Raw genomic sequence first — 21,663 nt, 5'->3', positions numbered from 1 at the left:
ACCGGCTCTAGTCGGCGATCCGTACGGCTCCCGCGTACGGCCGGTTCGCGATGGGGGCGACGCGGACCACGTCGCCGGTGCGCGGCGCGTGGACCATCAGGCCGCCGCCCACGTAGATGCCCACGTGGTGCAGGTCGTTGTAGAAGAACACCAGGTCACCGGGACGCAGCTCCTCGCGCGAGATGTGCCTGCCGGCCGTCCACAGGTCGCCGGTGTAGTGCGGAAGGTTGATGCCGACCTTCTGGTAGGCCGCCATGACCAGGCCCGAGCAGTCGTAGGAGTTGGGCCCCTCGGCGCCCCACACGTACGGCTTGAGCTGCTGGGTCAGGGCCCACCTGGCGGCCTCGGCGGCCTTGCCCTTGCCGATGATCGGCAGGTTGACGCGGACGGCGCGGCCGCCGCTGGAGGTCTGGTTCAGCGCCTGCCGGTAGAGCCGGCTCTCGACCTTGGCGACGAGGCCGATGATCTTCTCGCGCCGCGCCTGCAGGTCGGAGACGAGCTGCTTGACCTGCCGGATGTGCTGGTCCGCTGCCCGCTCGGCCTGCTCGGCGGCGGCCATGGCCTGGGCGACCTCCTTGAGCTGGAGGCTGCGCTCCTCCTCGATCGCGGAGGCGGTGGCCGCCCGGTCGAGGAAGGTGTCGGGGTCGTCGGACTGGGCGAGCGCCAGGGCGCGCTCCAGCCCGCCGTTGATGTAGGCGTTCTGGGCCATCCGCATCGCCTGCAGCCGCCGCTCCTCCAGCTCGGCTCGCCGCGTGCTCAGGGTCTTCTGCGCGGCGGCCGCGGTCTTCTCGGCGGCGCGCAGCTTCTCCCGCTGGCCGTTGAACTGCTCGGTGAGCTGCTCGATCTCGGTGTGCAGCTGCTCCGCCTGCGCCGCGAGCTCCTTCAGCGAGGGCTTGGGATCGGCGGACGCGGCTGCGGGTAAGAAGACGAAGACCAGGGCGACGAGCGCCGCCGGTAGGGCGGTGAGCCGCCGGCGGGCGGCACGGTCGCACGCTCGCTTCACCAACCAGCCACCTCTCCTTTCCTCGCGCCGACCGGGTTAGCTGTCGGGTTCGGGCCGGAGCAGCCCTACCGAGCAGCGCTCGGATTCACCCCTTGGTGCGGTGGTTCCCCGGCTCCCCGTGGGGGATTGGGCGCCTCCCTGCGCGGATCGCGAAGGGATTTCGTCGCTGGACACTAGTGCACGATCAGTTCGTGCTCAACCGGAACTGCGAAGCCCGTAGAGGTTTCGCAACCGATGAGTCACGACACGATCACACGCACCCGGGACCAGCCGGGCGTTATGCGGAGTTTACGATGCTTTGGTGGGGTCGTGAACCAAGGGGGCGCTGAGGTGGCCGATGCGGGTTACGGCCCGGCCGATATGGGGTCTGTACGCTGATGTCCCATGGAGCAGGTCGCCGAGCCCGCCATGCGTGACGTCCAGACCGTCGTGCGGCGCGCCCGCACGGCGGACGTCCGCACGATCAAGCGCCTGGTGGACACCTATGCGGGCGCGGGGCCGCGCCTGCTGGAGAAGGCGATGGTCACCCTGTACGAGGACGTGCAGGAATTCTGGGTCGCCGAACGCGACGGAAAGGTCGTGGGATGCGGCGCGCTCCATGTCCTCTGGGAAGATCTCGCCGAAATCCGCACGGTGGCGGTCGACCCCGAGTACCGAGGGCTCGGAATCGGCCACAAGATCGTATCCGCGCTCATCGACACCGCCGTCGAACTCGGCCTGCGCCGGGTCTTCTGCCTGACGTTCGAAGTCGACTTCTTCGCCCGCCACGGATTCCGCCCGATCCAGGGCACACCGGTCTCGCCCGAGGTCTACGCTGAGCTCCTGGCCTCCTACGACGAGGGTGTGGCGGAGTTCCTCGACCTCGAGCACGTCAAACCCAACACCCTGGGCAACACGCGCATGCTGCTGCATCTACCGGCAAAAGGCGATGGTGTTGACTAAGAGAAAAGGTGATTGTCGATACCTATGCCGATACGTTTGGCAACAGCACGCATGTGTCCTGACATGTGCGAGATGCACACTCGAAGTGAGGTGACACGGTGAGCACCGGACAGCCGCCGTATCCACAGGATGATCCCGGTGAGAACGACAAGCCCGGGGCTCCCGAATACGGTCAGCAGAACACCGGGCGGGGTCCCGCGGACCCCGACCCCGACGTGACGATCGTGGGCTACCGCCAGGAGGGCGAGCCGTACGGTCAGCAGCCCGGCTACGGGCAGCAGCAGCCCTACGGCCAGGGGTACGGCCAGCAGCCCGGCTATGGGCAGCAGCAGTACGGCTCGGGCCAGCAACAGGGGTACGGCCAGCAGCCCGGGTACGGGCAGCCGGACTACGGCCAGCAGGGTCAGCAGGGCCAGCAAGTCCAGCCGGGTCAGCAGCCTGGTTCCGGCGGCCAGCAGTACGGCTCGGGTCAGCAGCCTGGGTATGGCCAGCAGCCCGGATACGGTCAGCCCGACTATGGCCAGCAGGGCTACGGTCAGCAGCAGGGTTACGGTCAGCCCGGATATGGCCAGCAGGGCGCTTCGGGCACCCAGCCGGGCTACGGGCAGCAGCAGTACGGCTCGGGCCAGCAGCAGGGCTACGGTCAGCAGGACTATGGCCAGCAGGGCTACGGCCAGCAGCAGGAGTACGGCCAGCAGCCGCCCTCCGGCGGCCAGCAGTACGGCTACGGCCAGCAGCCGAGCGCTCCCCAGCCCGGTTACGGCCAGCCCGACTACGGCCAACAGCAGGCATACGGCCAGCCCGACTACGGCCAGCAGCAGGCTTACGGCCAGCAGGGCGCTTCCGGCGCCCAGCCGGGCTACGGCCAGCCGCAGTACGGCTCGGCCCCGCAGTACGGCGCCCAGCAGCCGGGATACGGCCAGCCGCAGTACGGCACGCCGCCCGCCTACGGCCAGCAGGGCTACGGCCAGGCGCCCTACGGTCAGCAGCCGTACGGCAAGCCCATGGGCGTGCAGCCACCCGGAGCGCCCGCCCCGCTCGCGGAGTGGTGGCAGCGCCTGGTGGCCAGGATCCTCGACGGTGTGATCTTCGGTGTGCTCTACGCGATCATCGGCGGCGTCATCACCGCGGTCTTCCTCGCAACCTACGACTGGCGGACGGGTGAGACGACCGGCGGGCTGGGCGCCTTCGCGGTGGGCCTCATCATCACGCTCCTGCTGGTGGTCCTCTACGTCCTGTACGAATTCCTTCTCACGAAGATGAAGGGCCAGACCGTCGGCAAGATGGTCATGGGCATCAAGATCGTGCCGGTGGGCGGGGCGGTTCCGCCGGGCGGGCTCGACTCCGGCACGGCCCTCAAGCGTGCCGGGGTCACGTGGGGCGGATACGTCCTCAACATCGTCCCGATCCTGGGATGGCTGCTCGGCGCCGTCGCGGTGGGCCTGAACGCCGCGTCGCAGCTGTGGGACAAGCCGCTGCAGCAGACCTACGCCGACAAGGTGGCCAGGACCGTGGTGGTGAAGGTCAGGTAAGCGCTCGGACGGCAAACGGGGGCCGGCCGCGTGTCGGCCCCTGTTTCATGTCCGCCTGCCGTACCAGACTATGAGATAAAGCCCCGGCGGGGAGGTGAGGGCTTATGACCGCCGCGACGCCGCCAGGGACTCGTGTCGTACCGGCCGAATGGTGGGAGCGGTTCACCGCAAGGCTCATTGAGAGCCTCGTGTTCGGGGTGCTCTATTACATTCTGTCCATCGGCCTGTGGCTGTTCTTCCGGACTGTCGGGTTGTTGGAGGCGTTCGAAGGCCAGCTCGTCGTGGTGTTCTCATGGTTGCTGGCCGGAGCGGCCTATACCGCCTACGACTGGTGGGCCCTTTCCCGGCACGGGCGCACCTTCGGTAAGGCGATCATGAAGATTCGGGTGGAGGGCGGCCGGGGCGCCCTGCTGAAACGCTCGCTGCTGTATCCGGGGCCGACGATGGTGATGGGGATTCCGGTGCTCAATCTGGCCGGCGGAATCTTCGCCTTCGTGGTGGGCTTGTTCATCTTGATCGACAAGCCGCTGCAGCGGGGGCTCCACGACAGAGCTGCGGGAACGTGCGTGGTCAAAGACCGTCGATGACCCCGAAGGCTCCCTTTCAGGGAAATTTCAGTTGATCGGGTAAGAGGGCTGCCCAGACTGGTATTAAGCTGAGACAGAGGGTCCAGGCGGCCCCCTGGGGGCGGACGGGACCCTTGTAGCGCTAGTGTCAGGTACGTGTCCGGCGGTGCGGGGCCGCACCGCTCGTCCGCGTGTCGCCGGTGGTTTAAGCGTCCCCCGTGTGGAGTCGAGGACGAATGCAAGCCGTAACAGACGTATTGACCGCGCTGCTGCCGCCGGCCGTCGTGGCTGCCGCCTTCATCTATGGCGTCGTGAAGCTCGTCAGATCGGAGGCCGCCGCGACGCGCCGGTCAAACGCCGCGGGTCGGTCCCCGAAGGGCAACTGATCCGCCTCCCGCCCAATCCGGCCCCGCTGAATTGTGTTCGGGCCTTTCCGGGTATATGTTTGGGCAAGCGAATGAAGCAATACTCCGGGAAAGGAATGCGTAGATGGCCAAGCAGATCCAGGAGATTCTCATCGACGACCTCGACGGCGGCGAGGCCAATGAGACGGTCAGCTTCGCTATTGACGGCGCTTCCTACGAGATTGACCTCAGCGACGGAAACGCCAAGAAGCTGAGGGACGCGCTCATGCCTTTCGTGCAGCGCGCTCGTAAGGCCGGCACGTCTACCCCGCGTCGTCGCGGTCGCGGCAGCTCCCGTTCGATGAGCCGCGAGAAGAGCTCCGAGATCCGGGCGTGGGCCAAGGCCCACGGCCTGCCGGTGAGCGAGCGCGGCCGGATCGCCGCGAACGTGGTGGAGAAGTACGAAGCGGCTCACTAGTAGCGCCGACACGTGCGCTTATGACGATCGCCGCCAACTGGAGACGTGCCCTGCGGTCCCCGTGACGCGCATGAGGGCGAGGCATCCGCGGGACGGCCCCGCGGGCACGTTTCCCCTTGGTCGAACCCCGGGCGCGCGCCATAAGCGCATGACTGCGTGTAGCCGGTCATCCCCTTTCCCCTCCGCCGCCATCGGCCGTCCGCCGTCTGTGACGTGCCCGCTCCGCCGTACCCGATCGGGGACGGCGGGCGGCTGTGCGGTACCCTCTCGAACCTCGCCTCGACCCTGGACGGACGGGCCCCTCGGGGCGTGCCGCCGCGTGCCGATCTTTCCCGCGGCCCTTAAAACGTCGTTCGCTTGCGGCGTATCCGGAACACACCACCCCCAGACAGTAGTTGGATGGAGGGTGAACGTCCTGCTACCGGGGAACGTTCTCTGCTATAGAGCGGCAGAGGGCGCGGTTCGCTGAGGCAGGGCTGGCATGCGGGATGACGGGACCGGGCTTGCCGGGCCTGGCTGACCGCTCTGTGAGGAGCGACGAGATGTTCGAGAGGTTCACCGACCGAGCGAGGCGAGTTGTCGTCCTGGCACAGGAAGAAGCCAGGATGCTCAACCACAACTACATCGGGACTGAGCACATACTTCTGGGTCTGATCCACGAGGGTGAGGGCGTCGCCGCCAAGGCGCTGGAAAGCCTGGGCATCAGCCTTGAGGGTGTGCGCCAGCAGGTCGAGGAGATCATCGGCCAGGGCCAGTCGGCTCCGTCGGGGCACATTCCGTTCACCCCGCGGGCCAAGAAGGTCCTCGAGCTGTCGCTCCGTGAGGCTTTGCAGCTGGGTCACAACTACATCGGCACCGAGCACATCCTGCTCGGGCTCATCCGCGAGGGTGAGGGTGTGGCGGCCCAGGTGTTGGTGAAGCTTGGGGCTGATCTCAACCGCGTGCGGCAGCAGGTGATCCAGCTGCTCCACGGTTACCAGGGCAAGGAGCCGGCCGCCGCGGGCGGTCCGCAGGAGTCCGCGCCTTCCACCTCCCTGGTGCTCGACCAGTTCGGCCGTAACCTGACCCAGGCGGCCCGCGAGGGCAAGCTGGACCCGGTCATCGGCCGTGAGAAGGAAATCGAGCGGGTCATGCAGGTCCTCTCCCGAAGGACCAAGAACAACCCCGTTCTGATCGGCGAGCCCGGCGTCGGCAAGACCGCCGTCGTCGAGGGCCTGTCGCAGAAGATCGTCAAGGGCGAGGTCCCCGAGACGCTCAAGGACAAGCAGCTCTACACGCTTGACCTTGGCGCACTGGTCGCCGGTTCGCGCTACCGCGGCGATTTCGAGGAGCGCCTGAAGAAGGTGCTCAAGGAGATCCGCACCCGCGGCGACATCATCCTGTTCATCGACGAGCTCCACACGCTCGTCGGCGCGGGCGCCGCCGAGGGCGCGATCGACGCCGCCAGCATCCTCAAGCCGATGCTGGCCCGCGGCGAGCTGCAGACCATCGGCGCCACGACCCTCGACGAGTACAGGAAGTACCTGGAGAAGGACGCGGCGCTGGAGCGGCGCTTCCAGCCGATCCAGGTGGCCGAGCCCTCGCTCAGCCACACGATCGAGATCCTCAAGGGCCTGCGCGACCGCTACGAGGCGCACCACCGCGTGTCGATCACCGACGGCGCGCTGGTCGCCGCCGCCCAGCTGGCCGACCGCTACATCAGCGACCGCTTCCTGCCCGACAAGGCGATCGACCTCATCGACGAGGCCGGTTCGCGGATGCGCATCCGCCGGATGACCGCGCCGCCGGACCTGCGCGAGTACGACGAGCAGATCGCCAAGGTGCGGCGCGACAAGGAGTCCGCGATCGACGCGCAGGACTTCGAGAAGGCCGCCGCGCTGCGCGACCAGGAGAAGCAGCTCCAGCTCAAGCGCGAGCGCCGCGAGCGGGAGTGGAAGGCCGGCGACATGGACGTCGTGGCCGAGGTCACCGAGGAGCTCATCGCCGAGGTCCTGGCCACCGCCACCGGCATCCCGGTCTTCAAGCTCACCGAGGAGGAGTCCGCCCGCCTGCTGCGCATGGAGGACGAGCTCCACAAGCGCATCATCGGTCAGGACGACGCCATCAAGGGCCTGGCGCGGTCCATCCGGCGCACCCGCGCCGGCCTGAAGGACCCGCGTCGTCCCGGCGGCTCGTTCATCTTCGCCGGCCCGTCCGGCGTCGGTAAGACCGAGCTGTCCAAGGCGCTGGCCGAGTTCCTCTTCGGGGACGAAGACGCGCTGATCATGCTGGACATGTCCGAGTTCATGGAGAAGCACACCGTCTCCAGGCTGTTCGGCTCCCCGCCCGGCTACGTCGGGTACGAGGAGGGCGGCCAGCTGACCGAGAAGGTGCGGCGCAAGCCGTTCTCCGTGGTCCTGTTCGACGAGATCGAGAAGGCCCACCCGGACATCTTCAACTCGCTGCTGCAGATCCTCGAGGACGGCCGCCTGACCGACGCTCAGGGCCGCGTCGTCGACTTCAAGAACACGGTCATCATCATGACCACCAACCTCGGCACCCGCGACATCTCCAAGGGCATCGGGGTCGGGTTCGCGAAGTCCAACGACACCGAGTCCAACTACGAGCGGATGAAGGCGAAGGTCCAGGAGGAGCTCAAGCAGCACTTCCGGCCCGAGTTCCTCAACCGCGTCGACGACATCGTGGTCTTCCACCAGCTCACGCCGAAGGAGATCATCGAGATCGTCGACCTGATGCTGGCTCAGGTGGCCGAGCGGCTCAAGGACCGCGACATGGGTCTGGAGGTCTCGCCCGAGGCCAAGAAGCTGCTGGCCGACCGCGGCTACGACCCCGTCATGGGTGCTCGTCCGCTGCGCCGCACGATCCAGCGGGAGCTGGAGGACTCGCTGTCGGAGAAGATCCTGTACGGCGAGGTGCGGCCTGGGCAGGTCATCAAGGTGACGGTCGAGGGCGAGGGCGACAACGCCAAGTTCGTCTTCACCGGCGAGACGGCTCCGGCCCGGGTTCCCGACTCGGCCGCCGCGATCGCCGCGCCGATCCAGAACTAGCGCGTAGACGGCTGAGACCCCGCGCGACCTCGTGTCGCGCGGGGTCTTCGCCTTTCTGCGGCACTTCCGCATCGGGCGGGGAACACCATCGAAGGCGCACATGCATCCCGTCCGCAGCCCATCACTCCGCGGCCCGTCATCGGGTCCCGCAACGCACGTCATGCGGCAGCGGCCGGTTGAGCCGCAGCCCCACCGCGAGGGCGCGATGCCGTACCCGATCTCGACAGTGCCGCCGACCGGCGGCCAGAACAGGCCGATCGAGCCGGCCACGAGGCCGTCGGCGCGCTCGACGACCTGGCCCACTCCCGACATTGGCTACTGAGCGCATCATACGGATACGTAGAGTCGCAGAAGATGTGACACCGGGAGGACGGACCCGCATGCAGCGCAAGGCAGAGCCGCCCGCGAAAGCGTTGCGGACACCCCGTGCCGCCGGAGCCGCCGGCGTCCTGTCCGCTCTCCTGCTGGGCGGGGCCATGATCCAGGTACGCCGGGCCGTCCCCGAGAGCCCGCTGGACGCGGCCGCCTACCTCGCCGACACGGCGGGCCGTACCGCGCTGCAGGTGGCGTTGCTCCTGCTGCCCTTCGGAGGGGTGTTCTTCCTGTGGTTCATGGGCGCCGTGCGCGATTCCTTCGGCATGCGCGAAGACAGGTTCTTCGCCACGGTCTTCCTCGGCGCCGGATTCCTGTATGTGGGCATGCTGTTCGTCTTCGGCGCGACGGCGACCGGTTTCATGCTCACGATCGAGAAGATCAAGAGCCTCCCCCAGTCGGCCGACACCTGGCACTATGGGCGCTACCTGACGATCGCCCTGCTCACCGAGTACGCGCCGCGCATGGCCGGCGTGTTCGCGCTGACCACCACGACGATCGGCACCCGTCTGGGCATCCTTCCCCGGTGGCTGTCCCTGCTGGGCTACCTCGTCGGCCTCGCGCTCCTGCTGCTCGTCGGCGGCCTCCCTTGGGTGGAGCTGGCGTTTCCCGTGTGGGTCCTGATCGTCGGCGTCTTCCTGATCGTCACTCGGACTAATCGCGACGATCTAGTCAACCCATGAAATTTCATCACTTAGTGCCTAGGAAGGGCGGGGTACGCCCCGTGTGTCGCATATGACCGGGGGCTGTCATGCGAGTCGTCGTGGACCTCACCCGCTGCCAGGGCTATGGACAGTGCGTCTTCCTGGCGCCGGACCTCTTCTCCATGCCGGGCCAAGAAGCCCTCATGTACGACACCGATCCCGACGACAAGCAGCGCGAGCGCATCCTCCAAGCCGCCGCGGCCTGCCCCGTCCAGGCCATCCACGTCGACAGGATGGCCACCCAGCACAGAACCGTGGACCCCGAGCTCGCCCACCCCACTAGCGCCCGCGACGACGAGTTCAAGCGCAACGGCCACATCGTCATCGTCGGAGCCTCGCTGGCGGGCGGGCGCGCGGCCGGCGTCCTGCGGAGGGACGGGTTTGAGGGCCGGATCACGCTGGTCGGCGACGAGCCGTACGAACCCTACGACCGCCCGCCCCTGTCCAAGCAGGTGCTGACCGGCGCGGTCGACGCCGAGCACACGATGCTTCCCCACCTGCGCGAGATCGAGGTCGAATGGCTGGCCGGCACCCCCGCCACCGGACTGGACATCGCCGCCAAGCAGGTACGGCTCGCCGACGGCCGGCGGATCGGGTTCGACAAGGTGCTGATCGCCACCGGCGCACGCGCCCGGCCGTGGCCCAACAAGGAGGAGGCCGCGCTCGACGGCGTCTACGTCCTGCGGACCCTCGACGAGGCACGGCGCATGCGGCGGCGCCTGGCGAACGGCGTCGACCGCGTCCTGGTCATCGGAGCCGGGTTCACCGGGTCGGAGGTGGCGTCGGTCTGCCGCGACCTCGGCCTGCCCGTCACCGTCGTCGAAGCGGGACCCGCGCCGCTCGTCGGCGCCCTCGGCAAGGTCGTCGGCGCGGTCGCGGCCGACATGCAGCGCGAGGCCGGTGTGGACCTGCGCTGCGAGACCACCGTCACCGGCCTCGAAGGGCGCGACGGCAGGCTGACCGGAGCCAGGCTGTCGGACGGCAGCACCGTGGAGGCCGACATGGCCGTGGTCGCGCTCGGCGCCGTCCGCAACGTCGAGTGGCTGGAGGGCTCGGGGCTGGCGGCCGGTCCGTGGGGCGTGGCCACCGACGCGGGGTGCCGCGCCGTCGACATCAACGGCCTGGTCACCGACGACGTCTTCGTCGCCGGAGACGTCGCCCGTTTCCCGCATCCGGTCTACCACTACCAGTTCCTGGCGCTGGAGCACTGGGGCAACGCCGTCGCCCAGGCCGAGATCGCCGCCCACAACATGCTCAGCGACCAGGCCCACCGCTGGCCCCACCTGTCGTTGCCGGTCTTCTGGTCCAACCAGTTCCACGTCAACATCAAGTCCGTCGGCGTGCCGACCGTCGCCGACGAGATCGTGATCGCCCAGGGTTCCACCGCCGAGCGCCGCTTCGTCGCCGTCTACGGCTACCGGGGCAGGATCACCGCGGCCGTCACCTTCGACCAGGCCATGTGGCTGGACTTCTACCGCGGCCAGATCGAGCAGGCGGCGCCGTTCCCGCCCGGCTACCGCATGGTCGGCCAGGTCGAGGAGACGCGGCCCATGCCGGCCGGGGTCCCGCAGCGGCTGGCGCCCGCCGAAGGCGCGACCGTGGTCGTGACCGGCCACGATCCGGCCGAACGCCGCGTCTCCCTCGTGCGCCCACCCCAGTGACCGCGAACGACCAGGCAAAGGGAGACACCGTCGTGGCTTCGGCAAGCATCTACGAGCAGATTCTCCAGTTCGCCAACCGGGCCGACCCGTACACCCTCTACAGGGAGCTGCGCAAGACGCCCGTGGCGCGGCAGGAGGACGGCGTGTACGTCGTCAGCACCTACGAGCACATCGTCGCCCTGCTGCACGATCCCAGGGTCAGCTCCGACCGCCGCAACCTGGCGCACCCGCCCCCCGGCGACCCGCTGCCGCCCTCCTTCATCGGCCTCGACCCGCCCGAGCACGACCGGCTCCGGCGGATGACGATGCGCAACTTCGGGCCGCCCCACGCGCCCCGCACCGTCGAGAACCTGCGCGGCGAGCTGCTCCCGCTCGTCACGAGCCTGATCGACGGCATCGCCGGCCGGACGCGGGCCGACATCGTGGACGACATCGCCTACCCGCTCCCGGTGGCGGTCATCTGCCGCCTGCTCGGCGTCCCCCGGGAGGACGAGCCCAAGTTCCACGTCTGGGCGGAGGAGATCGTGGAGACCCTCGGCCCGGGCGAGGGCGACCAGGAGGAGCGCAACAAGCGGCGCCAGGCCGCCCTCCTGGGCCTGGCCGGCTACCTGGGCGAGCTCGCCCGGGCCCACCGCCGCGACCCCGGTGACGACATCCTGTCCGGCCTGGTCACCTATGACGGTCCCGACGGCTCCATGTCGGAGCTCGAGGTGATCGCCACCTCCGCCCTGCTGCTGATCGCCGGCCACGAGACCACGGTCAACCTCATCGCCAACGGCATGCTGACCCTGCTGCGCGACCCCGGCCTGCTCCAGCGGCTCCGCCAGGAGCCCGACCTGGTCATCCACGTCGTCGAGGAGCTGCTGCGCTTCGAGCCGCCGGTGCACTTCCTGCCCCAGCGTGTCGCGCTCGACGACATCACCGTCGGGGGCGTGACCATCCCCAAGGGGTCCTCCATCGTCCTGGCCCTCGCCTCGGGCAGCCGGGACCCCGCGCACGTGCGCGATCCCGACCGCTTCGATCCCGACCGGCCCTACATCCAGCACCTCGGCTTCGGCGGCGGCATCCACCACTGCTTCGGCGCTCCGCTGGCCCGGCTGGAGACCCAGATCGCCCTGCGGGAGCTCGCCACCCGGCTGGTCAATCCCCGCCTGGTCGCCGACCCGCCGCCCTACCGCCCCAGCTCGGTGCTGAGGGGGCCGCGCCACCTTTTCATCGAGTACGACGGAGTCGCCCCGCGCCTGTAGAGTCCGGGGGCGCATCCCGCCTGGGGAAATCCACGAATGGCCGCGGGCCGCGCGGGCGTGACAAGGTTCACGTCGGCCCGGGGGCAATTGTTATACGCCTCGGCTACATCACCACGGCAAGTAGTACTACACTGCGTAGAGCTTGAAGTTGCCAAGTCTCGCGCAAGTGTCCCCCAAGAGCATGTCCCCGGCGGGGGCCTGCTCCCCCGGGAGTAGTGAGGAATCAACTCAGGGCGGACGCACCGGCCGGCAGGGAGCCGCGATGCTCGAGGCGGGCGATGGAACGCCATCAGTGCAAGCCGTGGAGGAAGTCGATGCGCCTGCGTCACGACGACGGAACGCTCGTACACCTGGCCTACAACGCCGGCGTCCATCCCGCCGAGGACCTGGAGAACCTGATCGCGCACCTGACGCGCTACGCGGTGCCGGTGCGCAAGCGGCTGGGCGTCGAGCGGATGGGCATCGGCCTGTGGCTGTCGCCCGGGGTGGCCGACCACCTCATGGCCGACAGGATCGAGCTCGTACGGCTGCGCCGCTCGCTGGAGGAGCGCGGGCTCGAGGTCGTGAGCCTCAACGGCGCCGGCGGGCGCAACCAGGACATGCCGGGGCCCGACTGGGCCAAGCCGGAGCGATACCGCTACACGATGGCGCTCGCGCGCATCCTGGCGTTCCTGCTGCCGGAGGACGTGCGTTTCGGCAGCATCTCGACGATCCCCATCGGCTGGCGGCGCGACTGGCCCGCCGACCTGCAGGCGATCGCCACGCGGCGGCTGGAGCGGCTGGCGCGCGAGCTGCGTGGCATCTACAGCGTCACGGGCAAGACGATCAGGGTCGGCTTCGAGCCGTGGCCGGGGTGCGTGCTGGAGACCACCGAGCAGGCGCTGGAGCGGGTGTGCGGCATCGACTCCGAGCACCTGGGCGTGTGCCTGGACGCCTGCCACCTGGCGTGCGGCGAGACCGAGGAGCCGGGCGCGGCGCTGCGCGGCCTGGCCGCCGCCGGAGCGCCGGTCGTCAAGCTCGGGCACGTGCACAACCACTCGGGCGAGACCTCCGACACGGGCGCGGTGCTGCACGACACGCTCACCGCGATGCTGTCCGGCACGGTGAACGGCACCGCGCACATCGAGGTGGAGACCCACAACCTCAGCGTGCCGCTGAAGGCCAAGGGGCCGGGGGCGCTGGTCTCGGCGCTGGCCGAGGAGCTGGACTGGGCGCGCAGCAACCTCACCAGCCTGGGCCTGCAGCTCGCCGCCTGATCGCCCGCCTTCAGGCATCGCCCGCCTTCAGGCGCCGAACCAGCCGGGCACGTCCAGGCGCCACACGTCCTGGGGCGTCACCTTGCGCAGGTCGCTCTCGAGCGCCTGGAGCCGCTCCTCGCCGAGCCGTTCCGCCCATCCCTGGCGCAACCGGTCGAAGATGCGTGCCGACTTGGCCAGCGCGTCGTAGCCCTTGGAGCTGATGCGCACGATCTTGCGGCGGCTGTCGCGCGGATCGACGCCCCGCTCGACGTACCCCAGCCGCTCCAGCGTCTCGATCGTCTTGCCCGCCGCCTGCTTGCTGACCCCGAGGGTACGGCCCAGCTCCACGGCCGTGGTGCCGTGCGCGCCGATCGCCTGGAGGACGAAGCCGTGCATGGGCCGGATGTCGGGATGGCCCTGGCGGGCGAGCTCGGCGTGCAGCTCGTCGATCAGGACCCGGAAGGCGAGGAACAGCCGCAGCGGGAGCTCGTAGCTTGACACGATAGACAACCTGGTTGACTATAAATGGACAACGACATTGTCTATCTTAGGGGAGAACGCATGCTCATCCGCGCTTCCGAGGCCCGCCGCTCCGAGACTCCCGCCGGCGTCATGACCACGCTGGCCTCGCCCACTCAGGGCGGGGCGGAGCGGGCGATCTGGCGGGTGGAGGGCAAGCCGGGCGCCGCCGGGCCCCTGCACTCCGTCGACGTGGAGCAGCTGTGGGCCTTCCTCGACGGGGAGGCCGTCGTGGAACTGGGCGAGGAGTCCTACGCGGTCGGCTCCGGCGACACGGTGGTCATGCCGGGCGGGGTGCTCCGCCGCCTGACGGCCGGCCAGGCGGGCTTCACGGCCGTCGTGACCGCGGCCGCGGGCGCGCGGGCGTCGGCCGGCGGGAAGGACTTCGGCGTGCCGCCCTGGATCGCCTGACCCGCTTGCCCCGCCTGACCCGCATGCCTCGCCTGACCCGGCATGGATCTCCCGCCCGCCGGAGCCGGCCTGACGGCGCAGCCGTCCGTCTGGCCGCCCCGTGGCGGGAGCCGCCGATCAGCCCGGCAGCCGGTAGGTCCCGTCGTCCAGCACCTCCGCCAGGCCGTCGGCGACGAGGCCGTCCAGCGCCCGCTCGCGCTGGACGGCGTCGTCCCACACCGCGTCCAGCGCCGCCTTCGGCACCGGCCCGTGGGCGGCGCGCAGCACCGCCAGCAGGCGCCCGCGGCACTGCCGGTCGGTGCCGTCGTAGGCCTGGCCCTTCCGCGGAGTCCCCGGCGGCTTGCCCGCGAGCCGCCACGCGCACCGGTCCGTGATCGGGCAGTCGGCGCATCGCGGGGCGCGTGCCGTACAGACCAGGGCTCCCAGCTCCATCACCGCCACGCCCCAGCGCGCCGCGCCGACCTCGGGCAGCAGCGACTCCGCCAGCCGACGCTCGACGGCCGAGGTGGCGGCCGGAGGGTACTCCTCGCCGCGGATCGCCCTGGCGAACACCCGCCGGACGTTGGTGTCGAGCACGGCGTGGCGCCCGCCGAAGGCGAAGCTGGCCACGGCGGCCGCGGTGTACTCCCCGATGCCCGGCAGCGACAGCAGCGTCGCGTGGTCGCACGGCACCTCGCCGCCGTGCTCCTCCGTGATCGCCGTCGCGCAGGCGTGGAGGCGCAGCGCCCTGCGCGGGTACCCGAGCCGGCCCCAGTGGCGTACGGCCTCGCCGGACGGTTCGGCGGCCAGGTCCTTGGGCGTGGGCCAGCGCTCCATCCACTGGTGCCACACCGGCAGCACCCGGGCCACGGGCGTCTGCTGGAGCATGATCTCGCTGACCAGGATGCCCCAGGGGGTCGCGTCGGGACGGCGCCAGGGGAGATCCCGGGCGTTCTCCGCGTACCAGTCGAGGATGGGGGAGTGCAGCTCGGCCACCAGTCAAGACTACGGCGGGTCGCGGCGCGTCGAGGCGATCCCTCCTCCATGCTATGCGTATGGATCCGGACACGATGAGTGACGGTGGCGTGGACGTCTACTGGCGTCGCCGCATGAGCCTGCTGATCGGTGTGCTGGTCGTGGTCGCCGTCGTCGCGTGGGCCTGTTCCGGCGGGTCGGACGGGCCGGAGCGGTCTTCCAGCGCCCAGCCGGCGCCCAGCTCCTCGCCGCCGGAGGGCTCGCTGCTGGCCGGATTGCCGCCGATCACGCTGTCCCCCACCCCGTCACCCAAAGTGACGAAGGCCAAGCCCGCCGCCAAGCCGACCAGGCGTCCCGGCATGCCGTGCGATCCGAAGGATCTGGTGCTGAGCCTGCAGGGCCGCCAGGAGGTCTACACCGGCGAGGAACGTCCCGGGTTCGTGTACACGCTGGTGAACACCGGGCCGGTCATGTGCACGGCCGACGTGGGGCCGCGCGCCGTCGAGTTCCGCATCACCTCGGGGCGCGACCGCATCTGGTCCACGTCGGACTGCGTGAGCGGCGAGAGCACGAAGATCGTCCGGCTGGAACGGGGCGTCCCCTACGTCCGCACGATCGACTGGGACCGCCACCGGTCGAGCTCCGACTGCCGGGCCAGGCCCGCGCGGGCGCTGCCCGGCACCTACGTCGCGGTCGTCACCAGCGGGAAGCTGCGCAGCCGCAAGGCGGTCTTCCACCTGCGCTGACCGTGTCAAAGCGACACTCAGACGTAGCGCTCCAGGATGGAGGACTCCGCCAGGCGGGACAGGCCCTCGCGGACGCTGCGGGCGCGCGACTCGCCCACGCCGCCCACGGCCTGCAGGTCGTCGATGCTGGCGGCCAGCAGCTTCTGCAGCCCGCCGAAGTGGTCGACGAGCCGGTCGGCGACGGTGGCGGGCAGCCGCGGCACCTTCGCCAGCAGCCGGAAGCCGCGCGGGCTCACCGAGCTGTCCAGCGCGTCGTTGCCGGAGTAGCCCAGCACGCTCGCCACCGCGCCCAGCTCCAGCAGCTCGCTGGGCGACAGCTGGTCCAGCCCGCTCAGCGCCTGCGCCAGCGTGCGCTGGCGGCGGCCGGACCCGCCGGTGGGCAGGTAGTCGCGCACGACCAGCTCCCGCTCGGAGTCGACGCCCGCCACCAGCTCCTCGAGCTGGAGCGACAGCAGCCGCCCGTCGGTGCCGAGCTCCACGACGTAGCCCTTGATCTCGTCGGCGATGCGCCGGACCATCTCCAGCCGCTGGGCCACCGCCGCGACGTCGCGCACGGTGACCAGGTCCTCGATCTCCAGCGCCGACAGCGTGCCGGAGACCTCGTCGAGCCGGTGCTTGTACCGCTCCAGTGTGGCCAGCGCCTGGTTGGCCTTGGACAGGATCGCGGCCGACTCCTCCAGCACGTAGCGGATCCCGTCGAGGTAGAGCGCGATGATCCGCATCGACTTGCTGATCGCGATGATGGGGTAGCCGGTCTGCCGCGCGACCCGCTGGGCCGTGCGGTGGCGGGTGCCGGCCTCGTCGGTGGGGATGGAGGGGTCGGGCACGAGGTGGACGGCGGCGCGGACGATCTGGTAGTCGCCCGAGCGCAGCACGATGGCGCCGTCCATCTTCGCCAGCTCGCGCAGCCCCGTCGGGGAGAACGCGACGTCGAGCTCGAAGCCTCCGCTGCAGATCTGCTCCACGACCTTGTCGTAGCCCAGGACGATCAGCCCGCCGGTCTGCCCGCGCAGGATGCGCTCAAGACCGTCGCGCAGCGGTGTGCCCGGAGCCAGTGCGGCCAGGGCTTCGCGACGGCGCTCGTCGAGACTCCTGTCGTTGTGTGCCACTTGGCCCCCGTGTCGCTGATTCTGTCAACCAGCTTAGCGTCGTCACGTCACATGAGTGAGGGCGTCCCAGACGTTCTCCGCCTCCATGACCTCGAATCCGGGGGCGAACTGGGTCGGCCCGACCGGCACGAGCGAGCGCTGCCGGCCGCCGCGCCGGGCGCCCTCGTCGAGCGATCCCTTGGGCACCAGCGCGCGGGTGAAGCCCAGCCGCGCCGCCTCGGTGAGCCGCCTGCGGACGTCGCGGACCGGGCGCAGCTCGCCCGCCAGCCCGACCTCGCCCAGCGCGATGAGGCCCGACGGCAGCGGCCGGTCGCCCGCCGCGCTCGCCACGGCGAGCATGACCGACAGGTCGATCGCGGGGTCGGCCAGCTTGATGCCGCCCACGGTCGCGGTGAACACGTCGCAGCCGCCCAGCCGGGCGTTGAGGCGCCGCTCCAGCACGGCCAGGATCATCTGGACGCGGTAGGGGTCGAGGCCCGAGGTGGTGCGGCGGGGCTGCTGCGCCTCGGTGCGCGCGACCAGCGCCTGCACCTCGGCGGGCAGCGGCCTGGTGCCCTCGACCGTGACCGTGACGCAGGTGCCGGGCACCGGCTTGCTGCGCTGGGAGACGAACAGCCCGGTGGGGTCGGTGATGCCCTCGATGCCGCGCTCGTGCAGGTCGAAGCAGCCCACCTCGTCGGTCGGGCCGAACCTGTTCTTCACCGCGCGGACCATGCGCAGCCGGGAGTGGCGGTCGCCCTCGAAGTTGAGCACCACGTCGACCAGGTGCTCCAGGGTGCGGGGGCCGGCGATCGAGCCCTCCTTGGTGACGTGGCCGACGATGACCGTGGCCATGTCGCGCTCCTTGGCCAGCCGTACGAGGTTGGCGGCCACCTCGCGCACCTGCGTCACGCCGCCGGGCACGCCCGTGGCCTGCGCCGAGCCGATGGTCTGCACCGAGTCGACGACGAGCAGCCGCGGCTGGACCCTCTCCACGTGGCCGATCAGCGCCGACAGCTCGGTCTCCGCGGCGAGGTAGAGCTGGTCGCGGATGGCGCCGATGCGGTCGGCGCGCAGCCGGACCTGGGCGGCCGACTCCTCTCCGGTGACGTAGAGCACGGTCTCGCGCTCGGCGATCCTGGCCGCCGCCTCCAGCAGCAGCGTGGACTTGCCGATGCCCGGCTCGCCCGCCAGCAGCAGCACGGCGCCCGGCACCAGGCCCCCGCCCAGCACGCGGTCGAGCTCGCTCACCCCCGTCGTGCGGGCGACCGCCAGCTCGGCCTTGACCTGGCCGATCGGCACGGCGGGCGAGGAGATCGCGCCCGCCTGCACCACGTTGACGCCGCGCGCGCCCTCCTCGTCGACGGTGCCCCACGCCTGGCACTCCCCGCACCGCCCGACCCACTTGGGCGTGCGCCACCCGCACTCCGTGCAGCGGTAACCGGCAGCAGTCTTGGCCATGCCGAGCAGGCTAGCGGGCGCAACCGACAATCACGCCAGGCCCAGCTCCCTCATGAGCATGCGCTTGGGCTTGGCGCCGACGATCTGCCTGACCGGCTCGCCGTTCTCGAACAGCAGCAGCGTGGGCAGGGCCAGCACCCCGTAGCGGGCGACGATCGAGCCGTGCGCGTCGCTGTCGAGCTTGCCGACCGTCAGGCCGGTCTCCGCCTCGATCTCGGCCAGCACCGGGGCGATCATGCGGCAGCCCGGGCACCAGTCGGCCCAGAAGTCCACGAGCACCGGCTTGTCGCTGCCCAGCACCTGCTCGTCGAAGTTCTCCGCGGTCAGTGTGATCATGCGGCAACCGTAAGCCCGGACCCTGGGGTCAGGGTCAATACCAGCGCCACCGCAACACGTTGGGGTAGGCCAGCTCCAGCCCGGGCGTCTCGGCGACGGCGCGCGCGGCCACCTCGGGGCTGAACTCGATGCGCAGCACCGCCTCCAGGTCGGCCCGGGTGCGGAAGACCATGCGCAGGTCGAGCTCCTTGCGCTCCCAGCCCTGCTGCGCCCAGAACCGCTCCACGGCCTGCGCGGAGTACTGCGGCACCGTCTGGCGGAACCACCGGCCGAAGGCGCCGCGCGTGGCGTCGAGGTCGACCACGAAGGCCGCGCCGCCCCGCCGTACCACCCGGGACAGCTCGCGCAGCCCCGGCTCGCAGCCCGGGCCGAAGAAGTAGGCCCAGCGCGCGACGGCCACGTCGACGCTCGCGTCGGGCAGCGGCAGGTCCTGGGCCGTCGCGGTGTGGACGGCGACGTTGGGCAGGCCCGCGCACCGGCGGCGGGCCCGCGCCACCAGGCCGTCGTGCGGCTCGACGCCGATCACGCGGGCGGCGACGGCGGCGTAGCGGGGCAGGTGGTAGCCGGTGCCGCAGCCGATGTCGAGGATCGTGGCGCCGTCCCAGGTCCGGATGCCGCGCATCGTCTCGTCCGCCACCCCGTCGGGGTCGACGGCGTCGTTCTCCAGTTCGTAGATCTCCGGCGTATGCCAAATGTTCGGACTGGGGATCGCGCCCTTGCGGATGTGCGGCATGCGTTCAACCGTAAGCGCCGTACGCTGAAAGCGTGGCAGACGTCATCCGCGTGCCCAATGCGAAGATCGCATTGTCCACGGCTTCGGTATATCCCGAACGCACTCCCGATGCGTTCGAGCTGGCGGGTCGCCTCGGTTACGACGGTGTCGAGATCATGGTCGGCGCCGACCCGGTGAGCCAGGACATCGACGTCATCGAGCGGCTGTCCGACCACTACCAGGTCCCGGTGCTGGCCATCCACGCGCCGTGCCTGCTGGTCACGCAGCGGGTCTGGGGGCGCGACCCCTGGGCCAAGCTGGTCAAGGCGCGCAAGGCGGCCGAACGGCTGGGCGCCAGGACCGTCGTGGTGCATCCGCCGTTCCGCTGGCAGCGCGACTACGCCCGCGAGTTCGAGGTGGGGCTGGCGCGCATGCAGGACGAGACCGACGTCGTGTTCGCGGTGGAGAACATGTTCCCCCTCAGGGCCCGCGGCAACGACGTCGTGCCGTACTCCCCCGACTGGAACCCGGTCGACTACGACTTCCCCCACGTCACCCTCGACCTGTCGCACACCGCCGTGTCGCGCTCCGACGCCATGGAGATGGCCACCAAGCTCGGCGACCGGCTGGCGCACCTGCACCTGGCCGACGGCGTCGGGGTGACGAACAAGGACGAGCACCTGGTGCCGGGCCGCGGCAACCAGCCCTGCGCGCAGGTCCTCGAACGGCTGGCGAGCACCGGCTTCGACGGCGCGGTCGTGCTGGAGATCAACACGCGCAAGGCGGCCAGCCGCACCGAGCGGATCGACGATCTTGCGGAGGCGCTGGCCTTCGCCCGGCTCCACCTTGCGGCATCCACATGATCGAACGCGCGCTCGGCCGGGTCTTCGACCGGGTCGCCGACGCCTACGACGCCGCCCGGCCCGGCTACCCCGACGACCTGTTCGCCGCCGTCACGGAGATGTCCGGCGTCGCCCTGGCGGGGGCGACCGTGGTCGACGTGGGCGCGGGCACCGGGATCTCGACGCGCGCCCTGCGGGCGCGTGGCGCCCGCGTGGTGGCGGTGGACCCGGCCGCGGAGATGCTCGCGCGCCTGGTGACCAGAACCGGCACGGGTACGGCGGAGCCGGACGGGTCCGGGCATTCCGGCCAGTCCGGGCGTACGGCGCGGCCCGGCGGCGTCGCCGCCGTGCGGGGCGACGGCAACGCGCTGCCCCTACGCGACGGCGTTGCCGACCTGGTCTGCTACGCCCAGTCCTGGCACTGGCTGGACCCGCGCGCGTCGGTCGCCGAGGCCAGGCGGGTGCTGCGCCGTACGGGGGCGATCGCGGCGTGGTGGAACACGCACGACACCGGGCGGGCGGAGTGGCTGGCGGCCTACGAGGCGCGGCTGGCCGAGCAGTGTCCCTCGTACTGGGGGCCGGGGCATCCGGCGTGGCGGGTGCCGGCCATCAACGCCGTGCTGGACGTGAGCGAGCGCTGGGTGCCGTGGACGCGGCTGGTGGGAATCGAGGAGTTCCTGCTGGGCCTGCGCTCGCACTCCTACATGGCGGCCCTGGATCCGGCGGCGGCCGACGAGCTGGTGGAGGGCCAGCGCGAGCTGCTGCGGCGGGAGTTCCCCGACGGGATGCTCAGCGTGCCCATGCGGGTGTACCTGGCGGTGGGCCGATGACCGAGCCCGTCAAGGCCAGGGGGCGCAGGCCGGGCACGTCGGACACGCGGGCGGAGATCCTCAGCGCCGCGCGCCGGGTCTTCGCGGAGAAGGGGTTCGACAAGGCGACCGTCCGCGGCATCGCGCGCGAGGCGTCGGTCGACCCCGCGCTCGTGCACCATTACTTCTCCTCCAAGGAGGGCATCTTCGCGGCGGCGATGCGGCTGCCGGTCGATCCGGGCACGCTGCTGCCGCAGGTCCTGGAGGGGCCGCGGGAGGAGATCGGGCAGCGGCTGGTCAGGACGCTGCTGACGGTCGTCGCCGATCCGCAGGCCAGGGAGCCGGTGATCGCGCTGCTGCGCTCGGCGGTGACGAACGACCAGGCCATGGCGATGCTCAGGGAGTTCTTCACCAACGCGATCCTCTACCGCGTGGCCGTCGCGCTGGACGTGCCGCGGCTGCGGGTGGAGGCGGCCTTCTCGCAGATGTTCGGCCTGATCATGGTCCGCTACGTCATCCGGATGGAGCCGCTGGCCTCGGCGGACGTCGAAGAGCTCGTGGAATTGGTGGCTCCGACGATCCAGCGCTACCTTGTCCCCCAACAGTAGAGCATTGTTCTGGGATGCTAATGTTACTGGCTAGTAGCGTCCT

At 70.4% G+C, this 21,663-nt stretch carries 21 protein-coding genes and 1 riboswitch; of the genes, 14 read left to right on the top strand and 7 right to left on the bottom strand.

Annotated features, from left to right (window positions below):
* Positions 1-7 precede the first annotated feature (7 nt).
* Positions 8-1,003, bottom strand: coding sequence for a C40 family peptidase (locus tag BSB02_RS42955; RefSeq protein ID WP_084958767.1), 996 nt, complete (start codon positions 1,001-1,003; stop codon positions 8-10).
* An 11-nt stretch (positions 1,004-1,014) separates the two neighbouring features.
* A riboswitch (cyclic di-AMP (ydaO/yuaA leader) is annotated at positions 1,015-1,146 on the bottom strand.
* A gap of 241 nt (positions 1,147-1,387) precedes the next feature.
* On the opposite strand from BSB02_RS42955, the gene BSB02_RS11680 reads away from it, so the two are divergent.
* The 9 genes from BSB02_RS11680 (at position 1,388) to BSB02_RS11640 (ending at position 13,152) form a co-directional block, all read left to right on the top strand.
* Positions 1,388-1,945, top strand: coding sequence for an amino-acid N-acetyltransferase (locus tag BSB02_RS11680; RefSeq protein WP_206184633.1), 558 nt, complete (start codon positions 1,388-1,390; stop codon positions 1,943-1,945).
* Between the two features lie 98 nt (positions 1,946-2,043).
* Positions 2,044-3,477 carry an RDD family protein gene (locus tag BSB02_RS11675; protein WP_084958766.1) on the top strand — a complete coding sequence of 478 codons (1,434 nt, stop codon included), beginning with the start codon at positions 2,044-2,046 and terminating at the stop codon, positions 3,475-3,477.
* A 104-nt stretch (positions 3,478-3,581) separates the two neighbouring features.
* Complete coding sequence (locus tag BSB02_RS11670) at positions 3,582-4,064, top strand: RDD family protein (RefSeq protein WP_084958765.1); 483 nt, start codon at positions 3,582-3,584, stop codon at positions 4,062-4,064.
* Between the two features lie 468 nt (positions 4,065-4,532).
* Positions 4,533-4,865: a histone-like nucleoid-structuring protein Lsr2 gene (locus BSB02_RS11665; protein ID WP_084958764.1), complete on the top strand. Its 333-nt coding sequence runs from the start codon at positions 4,533-4,535 to the stop codon at positions 4,863-4,865.
* 542 nt (positions 4,866-5,407) lie between these two features.
* Positions 5,408-7,912, top strand: coding sequence for an ATP-dependent Clp protease ATP-binding subunit (locus BSB02_RS11660; RefSeq protein WP_084958763.1), 2,505 nt, complete (start codon positions 5,408-5,410; stop codon positions 7,910-7,912).
* A gap of 380 nt (positions 7,913-8,292) precedes the next feature.
* Positions 8,293-8,967 carry a hypothetical protein gene (locus BSB02_RS11655; RefSeq protein ID WP_084958762.1) on the top strand — a complete coding sequence of 225 codons (675 nt, stop codon included), beginning with the start codon at positions 8,293-8,295 and terminating at the stop codon, positions 8,965-8,967.
* A gap of 68 nt (positions 8,968-9,035) precedes the next feature.
* Entirely contained in the window at positions 9,036-10,649 is a 1,614-nt protein-coding gene (locus tag BSB02_RS11650; protein WP_084958761.1) for an FAD-dependent oxidoreductase, read from the top strand.
* A gap of 32 nt (positions 10,650-10,681) precedes the next feature.
* Entirely contained in the window at positions 10,682-11,896 is a 1,215-nt protein-coding gene (locus BSB02_RS11645; protein WP_084958760.1) for a cytochrome P450, read from the top strand.
* Positions 11,897-12,210: 314 nt separating this feature from the next.
* Entirely contained in the window at positions 12,211-13,152 is a 942-nt protein-coding gene (locus BSB02_RS11640) for a TIM barrel protein (RefSeq protein WP_084958759.1), read from the top strand.
* 27 nt (positions 13,153-13,179) lie between these two features.
* On the opposite strand, the gene BSB02_RS11635 is transcribed toward BSB02_RS11640, so the two are convergent.
* On the bottom strand, positions 13,180-13,635 hold the full coding sequence (locus tag BSB02_RS11635; protein ID WP_240506366.1) for a MarR family winged helix-turn-helix transcriptional regulator: 456 nt from the start codon (positions 13,633-13,635) through the stop codon (positions 13,180-13,182).
* Between the two features lie 60 nt (positions 13,636-13,695).
* Between BSB02_RS11635 and BSB02_RS11630 the strand changes: the two genes are divergently transcribed.
* Positions 13,696-14,064 (top strand): cupin domain-containing protein, encoded by a 369-nt coding sequence (locus tag BSB02_RS11630; protein WP_084958757.1) that lies wholly within the window; start codon positions 13,696-13,698, stop codon positions 14,062-14,064.
* Between the two features lie 117 nt (positions 14,065-14,181).
* Here BSB02_RS11630 and BSB02_RS11625 read toward each other — a convergent pair whose 3' ends face one another.
* Positions 14,182-14,931 carry an HhH-GPD family protein gene (locus tag BSB02_RS11625; RefSeq protein WP_240506371.1) on the bottom strand — a complete coding sequence of 250 codons (750 nt, stop codon included), beginning with the start codon at positions 14,929-14,931 and terminating at the stop codon, positions 14,182-14,184.
* 182 nt (positions 14,932-15,113) lie between these two features.
* Between BSB02_RS11625 and BSB02_RS11620 the strand changes: the two genes are divergently transcribed.
* A complete protein-coding gene (locus BSB02_RS11620) occupies positions 15,114-15,764 on the top strand; it encodes a hypothetical protein (protein ID WP_240506365.1) in 651 nt (216 codons plus the stop codon).
* A 17-nt stretch (positions 15,765-15,781) separates the two neighbouring features.
* Here BSB02_RS11620 and disA read toward each other — a convergent pair whose 3' ends face one another.
* From disA to BSB02_RS11600, 4 genes are read right to left on the bottom strand one after another with little or no spacing between them, the layout of a single operon-like run.
* Positions 15,782-16,873, bottom strand: a complete 1,092-nt coding sequence (gene disA, locus BSB02_RS11615) for a DNA integrity scanning diadenylate cyclase DisA (RefSeq protein ID WP_084958754.1) — start codon at positions 16,871-16,873, stop codon at positions 15,782-15,784.
* Positions 16,874-16,915: 42 nt separating this feature from the next.
* Positions 16,916-18,313, bottom strand: coding sequence for a DNA repair protein RadA (radA, locus tag BSB02_RS11610; protein ID WP_084958753.1), 1,398 nt, complete (start codon positions 18,311-18,313; stop codon positions 16,916-16,918).
* Between the two features lie 30 nt (positions 18,314-18,343).
* Positions 18,344-18,649 carry a thioredoxin gene (trxA, locus tag BSB02_RS11605; RefSeq protein WP_084958752.1) on the bottom strand — a complete coding sequence of 102 codons (306 nt, stop codon included), beginning with the start codon at positions 18,647-18,649 and terminating at the stop codon, positions 18,344-18,346.
* A 34-nt stretch (positions 18,650-18,683) separates the two neighbouring features.
* Positions 18,684-19,382 carry a class I SAM-dependent methyltransferase gene (locus BSB02_RS11600; RefSeq protein WP_084958751.1) on the bottom strand — a complete coding sequence of 233 codons (699 nt, stop codon included), beginning with the start codon at positions 19,380-19,382 and terminating at the stop codon, positions 18,684-18,686.
* 32 nt (positions 19,383-19,414) lie between these two features.
* Between BSB02_RS11600 and BSB02_RS11595 the strand changes: the two genes are divergently transcribed.
* The 3 genes from BSB02_RS11595 to BSB02_RS11585 are packed head-to-tail and all read left to right on the top strand — an operon-like array spanning position 19,415 to position 21,620.
* Positions 19,415-20,224: a sugar phosphate isomerase/epimerase family protein gene (locus tag BSB02_RS11595; RefSeq protein ID WP_084958750.1), complete on the top strand. Its 810-nt coding sequence runs from the start codon at positions 19,415-19,417 to the stop codon at positions 20,222-20,224.
* Positions 20,221-21,033 (top strand): class I SAM-dependent methyltransferase, encoded by an 813-nt coding sequence (locus BSB02_RS11590; protein WP_084958749.1) that lies wholly within the window; start codon positions 20,221-20,223, stop codon positions 21,031-21,033. The genes BSB02_RS11595 and BSB02_RS11590 overlap by 4 nt, the downstream gene beginning before the upstream one ends.
* Positions 21,030-21,620 carry a TetR/AcrR family transcriptional regulator gene (locus tag BSB02_RS11585; RefSeq protein ID WP_084958748.1) on the top strand — a complete coding sequence of 197 codons (591 nt, stop codon included), beginning with the start codon at positions 21,030-21,032 and terminating at the stop codon, positions 21,618-21,620. Before BSB02_RS11590 ends, BSB02_RS11585 begins: the two co-directional genes overlap by 4 nt.
* The last annotated feature ends 43 nt before the right edge of the window (positions 21,621-21,663 follow it).

The organism is Thermoactinospora rubra (assembly GCF_002093975.1).
GTDB lineage: Bacteria > Actinomycetota > Actinomycetes > Streptosporangiales > Streptosporangiaceae > Nonomuraea > Nonomuraea rubra_A.
Note: the sequence above shows the minus strand (reverse complement) of the source record. Positions and strands in the feature narration are given on the sequence as shown.

Bases quoted from the DNA above. Each gene is read 5' to 3' on its own strand.
- BSB02_RS11680 (WP_206184633.1), top strand. From the start codon at position 1,388: ATGGAGCAGGTCGCCGAGCCCGCCATGCGTGACGTCCAGACCGTCGTG.
- BSB02_RS11670 (WP_084958765.1), top strand. From the start codon at position 3,582: ATGACCGCCGCGACGCCGCCAGGGACTCGTGTCGTACCGGCCGAATGG.
- BSB02_RS11665 (WP_084958764.1), top strand. From the start codon at position 4,533: ATGGCCAAGCAGATCCAGGAGATTCTCATCGACGACCTCGACGGCGGC.
- BSB02_RS11660 (WP_084958763.1), top strand. From the start codon at position 5,408: ATGTTCGAGAGGTTCACCGACCGAGCGAGGCGAGTTGTCGTCCTGGCA.
- BSB02_RS11655 (WP_084958762.1), top strand. From the start codon at position 8,293: ATGCAGCGCAAGGCAGAGCCGCCCGCGAAAGCGTTGCGGACACCCCGT.
- BSB02_RS11650 (WP_084958761.1), top strand. From the start codon at position 9,036: ATGCGAGTCGTCGTGGACCTCACCCGCTGCCAGGGCTATGGACAGTGC.
- BSB02_RS11640 (WP_084958759.1), top strand. From the start codon at position 12,211: ATGCGCCTGCGTCACGACGACGGAACGCTCGTACACCTGGCCTACAAC.
- BSB02_RS11630 (WP_084958757.1), top strand. From the start codon at position 13,696: ATGCTCATCCGCGCTTCCGAGGCCCGCCGCTCCGAGACTCCCGCCGGC.
- BSB02_RS11625 (WP_240506371.1), bottom strand. From the start codon at position 14,931: ATGCTCCAGCAGACGCCCGTGGCCCGGGTGCTGCCGGTGTGGCACCAG.
- BSB02_RS11620 (WP_240506365.1), top strand. From the start codon at position 15,114: ATGAGTGACGGTGGCGTGGACGTCTACTGGCGTCGCCGCATGAGCCTG.
- radA (WP_084958753.1), bottom strand. From the start codon at position 18,313: ATGGCCAAGACTGCTGCCGGTTACCGCTGCACGGAGTGCGGGTGGCGC.
- trxA (WP_084958752.1), bottom strand. From the start codon at position 18,649: ATGATCACACTGACCGCGGAGAACTTCGACGAGCAGGTGCTGGGCAGC.
- BSB02_RS11600 (WP_084958751.1), bottom strand. From the start codon at position 19,382: ATGCCGCACATCCGCAAGGGCGCGATCCCCAGTCCGAACATTTGGCAT.
- BSB02_RS11590 (WP_084958749.1), top strand. From the start codon at position 20,221: ATGATCGAACGCGCGCTCGGCCGGGTCTTCGACCGGGTCGCCGACGCC.
- BSB02_RS11585 (WP_084958748.1), top strand. From the start codon at position 21,030: ATGACCGAGCCCGTCAAGGCCAGGGGGCGCAGGCCGGGCACGTCGGAC.